At 39.8% G+C, this 2,954-nt stretch carries 4 protein-coding genes; all 4 read left to right on the plus strand.

Going from position 1 to position 2,954, the window contains the following annotated elements:
• On the plus strand, nt 1–1,239 hold a 1,239-nt coding region (locus AB1414_18270; GenBank protein MEW6609361.1), incomplete at its 5' end, for an FAD/NAD(P)-binding oxidoreductase.
• A 140-nt stretch (nt 1,240–1,379) separates the two neighbouring features.
• The gene (locus AB1414_18275; protein ID MEW6609362.1) at nt 1,380–1,742 is read left to right on the plus strand and encodes a DsrE family protein; all 363 of its coding nucleotides are present in this window, start codon (nt 1,380–1,382) and stop codon (nt 1,740–1,742) included.
• 15 nt (nt 1,743–1,757) lie between these two features.
• Nucleotides 1,758–2,102 carry a CGGC domain-containing protein gene (locus AB1414_18280; GenBank protein MEW6609363.1) on the plus strand — a complete coding sequence of 115 codons (345 nt, stop codon included), beginning with the start codon at nt 1,758–1,760 and terminating at the stop codon, nt 2,100–2,102.
• A gap of 538 nt (nt 2,103–2,640) precedes the next feature.
• A partial coding sequence (locus tag AB1414_18285) for a hypothetical protein (protein MEW6609364.1) occupies nt 2,641–2,954 on the plus strand: 314 nt, incomplete at its 3' end.

Here is a 2,954-nt window from a genome sequence, read left to right on the forward strand (position 1 = left end):
ACAATGTCTGCCTACCATCTCAGAAAGAAGTTGAGTGAACGAGATTGGCAAATTACAATAATAGACAAGAACCAGATGCATTATTATCAGCCTGGTTTCATATTTCTTCCCTTCAGATTTAAGGGATACAGGGAACTGCCAGATATCTCTAAACCAATAAGGAGTTTATTACCCAAAGGTGTGGATTTTGTGAGCACAGAAATAACAGAAATAGATACCAGCAATAACCAGGTAAAGACCAAAGCCGGCAACTTTGATTATGACTGGCTTATTAGCTCACTTGGCTGCCGAATTATTCCCGAGGATATAGAGGGCATGAGAGAGGGATATGAGAAAAATGTATTTGACTTCTACACCCCTGATGGGGCGATAAAGCTTCAAAGGGCACTGGAGCGGTTTGAGAAGGGTAAGTTGGTTTTTAATATTGCTGAGTACCCCATCAAATGTCCGGTAGCACCCATAGAGTTTGTCTTTCTGGCTGATTATTACTTTCATAAGCGTGGTATTCGCCACAAGATAGAAATCGAGTTAGTTACACCTCTAACAGGGGCATTCACCAAACCAATTGCCAGTCAGGTATTTGGTGAGATTGCTAAAAAGAAAGGGATTAAGATAACCTCGGACTTTGCTCTGGGTGAGGTTGATCATATTAAAGGAAGGATAAAATCATTTCAGGGCAAAGAGATTGATTATAACCTGCTGGTAGCTATTCCTCCTACCGAAGGAGCAGAGGTGATTGAGGAATCGGGGCTGGGTAATGGTGTTGGCTATATTCGTACGGATAAACAGACCCTTAAAGCTATCGGCTATGACAATATCTATTCTATTGGTGATGGCACAGACCTGCCTACCTCAAAGGCTGGTTCTGTAGCCCATTTTGAGTCTGAGGTAATGGCGGAGAACCTGTTAAGTGAAATAAAAGGCCAGGCACCTACAGCCAAATTTGACGGGCACTCTAACTGCTTTATTGAGTCTGGTTTTAACAAAGCCCTGCTTATTGATTTTAACTATAAGGTAGAACCCTTGCCAGGTAAGTTTCCGTTTCCTCTGCTGGGACCATTTTCATTACTGAAGGAAACACGGATAAATCACTGGGGTAAACTTGCCTTCCGTTGGGCATATTGGAATCAACTCCTCCCAGGTAAGATACCAGGAGAACCGATAATCACTAACCATTGTAGTCCCAGAGGCAAAAATATCTCCCTGCTTAAAGAAGGTCCAGCTTTGTTTGGAGTCTAAGCTTATTTGTGAACAAATCTCAAAAAAGGGAAATCATTATTGATTGATTTCAATTACAGAATAGAATCAACTTAGACACTCAGACACCAGACTACCTGAACGGTTACTGGTCTGGGGTCTTTCTGAGGAGGAAACTATAAATGGCTAATCTTTTAGTTGTCTGCACCTGTGGATTAGACGATCCAAACCGCGCCTCATTAGCATTTTTAACCGCCAAAGCGGCTAAAGAAAATAAAGATGAAGTAACTATCTTTTTGGCTAATGATGGGGTTATTTTTGCTAAACAAGGCATTGCCCAACAAGAAACCATTCAAGGAGTTGGATTGGCAGGGTTCAGTGATGCCTTTGAGATATGCCAGATTCTCAAGATTCCTATGCTGGTTTGCAAACCCTGTGCTGAAGTTAGAGGGATTAAGGAAGAGGAATTGGTTGAAGGGGCAAAGTTCTCTGGGGTCTATGACCTGGCAAAATTAGCTGCCAGGATGAATACTATTTCTTTCTGAATGAGAGGTGTAGTTATGACCAAAGTTGGTATTATTGCTTGCAAATTGCGCTGGGATATGGGCTGTGCTAAATATAGTTCACATGTGAATTGCTTTCTTGCCTGTATGAATAAAAAAGGTAATTTTACAGAATTAGATAATCCAGTAATCGTAGCTTTTGCTTCCTGCAACGGTTGTCCGGGTAAAGGTAGATTTGAAAAGGCTGAGGTAATGAAAACGGAAGTTAAGGTAGATGTAATCATGCTTGCTTCCTGCTGCTACAAACCACCAAAATGCAGATATATTGACCAAAGTGCCCAGGATATTGAGGAGAAGCTAAAGATAAGAGTAGTGAAGGGAACTATTGCCAGAGAAGAGTAATCAGAGTAGTTTTTAAAACTAATACTCGATATTCAAGTTTTTTTAAGATTAAGTGGTTTATCCTTTTTTAACCGCAAAGAACGCAAAGAAATTAACCGCAAAGAACGCAAAGATTATAGTGCTCTGTTAAATTGAATTTGCATGTTACTTAGGTAATCGGTAATCAGTAATCGGAGATAACAGTCCATTGTTTTCTCTTCACCGATAACCTGATAACCGATAACTTTCTAAACATAGCAAAGCAAACTTAATAAAACAATAGGTTGTTCACCACCTTATTTTCCTTCCTTTGCGTCCTTTGCGAAACCTTCCTTTGTGCTCTTTGCGGTTAAATCTTTATACCTTTAAAAAACTTGAACATCGAGTATAAGCATCCTACTCACTTCTTCAGATATATCCCAAATGGATTGAAAATCTGGCAGATAATTAAGATCTTTAGATAGAATTAGATAATACCTTTCTTACTTTCCTACTCTCCTACTTCCTACTTTCAGGAGGAAATAGTAGGCAAGTAGGTAGTAGGAAAGGGATAAAGGATGTGCACGGTATTCCTCTTCTGGGGACAATGTCTCCCCTTTCCTACTTCCCTACTCTCCTACTTTCCTACAGGCTGAATAGTTACAGAAAATTCATCCTATCCATTCCTGAAAAACACTGGCAGAATATTGATGAATTTACCAGTGTTACCAGTAAAGAATTTATCCTTAAAACATGGGAAAAGCCAAGAAGATTTGTCATCCGTAGAGTGAAAATAGATAAAGATACACCACAACTCCTCCTCGACTATAAAGATTTCTATCGTTATGAAGCTGTCGTCACCAACATGGAAGGAGAACCTGCTGAAATTATGAA

The sequence above is a fragment of the bacterium genome (genome assembly GCA_040755795.1).
GTDB lineage: Bacteria > UBA9089 > CG2-30-40-21 > CG2-30-40-21 > SBAY01 > JBFLXS01.

Bases quoted from the DNA above. Each gene is read 5' to 3' on its own strand.
- AB1414_18275 (MEW6609362.1), top strand. From the start codon at position 1,380: ATGGCTAATCTTTTAGTTGTCTGCACCTGTGGATTAGACGATCCAAAC.
- AB1414_18280 (MEW6609363.1), top strand. From the start codon at position 1,758: ATGACCAAAGTTGGTATTATTGCTTGCAAATTGCGCTGGGATATGGGC.